The organism is Roseovarius sp. MBR-78 (assembly GCF_040547535.1).
Lineage (GTDB): Bacteria > Pseudomonadota > Alphaproteobacteria > Rhodobacterales > Rhodobacteraceae > Roseovarius.
The window spans coordinates 1-1,032 of sequence record NZ_JBEPPX010000088.1 but is presented as its reverse complement, the minus strand read 5'-3'; the positions used below and the strand labels follow the sequence as shown (position 1 = coordinate 1,032).

Here is a 1,032-nt window from a genome sequence, read left to right as displayed (position 1 = left end):
CTTTCGGAGGTGATTCAGTGCCATCGAGGCAATGGAGGGCTCACAGGCGGTGGAGATCACACGAAACGACCGGACGGCGGGGGGGCGAGCGGTCGCAGCGAGATGCGAGGATGCGAAGGCGGCGCTTCGGATGCTGTCGATTGCGATGGTTCTGGAGGGCTATGACCGCAAAACTGCGGCAGAGGTCTGCGGCATGGATCGACAGACGCTGCGCGATTGGATCCATCGCTATAACGCCGAGGGGCTGGAGGGGCTGTCAAACCGGCGACGGGGAGGTCGGCCGGCCCGGTTGACGCCCGAGCAGAAAGCCACGCTGGCCGACCCGGTGCGTGCGGGTCCCGATCGTGCCCGCGACGGCGTTGTCCGATGGCGACGGACCGATCCCAAGCGCCGGATCGAAGCGGAATTCGGCGTGGTCATGCATGAACGCACGGTCGGCAAACACCTGGCCGCTCTGGGGTTTCGCCGTCTTTCGGTGCGCCCGCAACACCCCCGATCGGACCCGGAGGCGCAGGAGACTTTTAAAAAAACTTCGCGGCCAGGGTAGACGAGGCGCTGCCGGATCATGCCCGCGGCAAGCCGCTGGAGGTCTGGTTTCAAGAGTGAGCCGGGCCGGAAAACGGTCCGGGGGACCGGATTCCCGGCGAACGCCCGGGTGGGCCAGCAAGGCACGCTCACCCGGGGCTGGGCCGAACGCGGGACCCGGCCAAAAAACCCGCGCGACACGCGGTACCAGTGGGCCTGCATATTCGCTGCTGTCTGTCCCGCCCACACCGAAACTGCAGCCCTGGTCATGCCAACAGCAGACACCGAGGCGATGAACGTCCATCTTGGCGAGATCGCGAAAACCGTCGCATCCGGTGCCCACGCCATCCTGGTGCTCGATGGTGCGGGGTGGCATGGTGCCAAGGCTCTGAACGTGCCCGGCAACATCACCCTCCTGCCACTGCCGCCCTACGCCCCAGAGCTGAACCCGGTCGAGAACATCTGGGCCTACCTGCGCGCCAGCAAACTCGCCATCTCGGTCTTCGA

Annotated in this window: 2 protein-coding genes; both read left to right on the top strand. The window is 66.0% G+C overall.

All coding sequences use genetic code 11. From position 1 onward, the window contains the following. Positions 1–31 precede the first annotated feature (31 nt). The gene (locus tag ABIE58_RS20395; protein WP_502950129.1) at positions 32–547 is read left to right on the top strand and encodes a helix-turn-helix domain-containing protein; all 516 of its coding nucleotides are present in this window, start codon (positions 32–34) and stop codon (positions 545–547) included. Positions 548–565: 18 nt separating this feature from the next. Then, on the top strand, positions 566–1,032 hold a 467-nt coding region (locus ABIE58_RS20390), incomplete at its 3' end, for an IS630 family transposase (protein WP_502950128.1).

What these genes read in the sequence shown, in the direction of transcription:
- ABIE58_RS20395 (WP_502950129.1), top strand. Translation starts at nt 32, where the DNA reads ATGGAGGGCTCACAGGCGGTGGAGATCACACGAAACGACCGGACGGCG.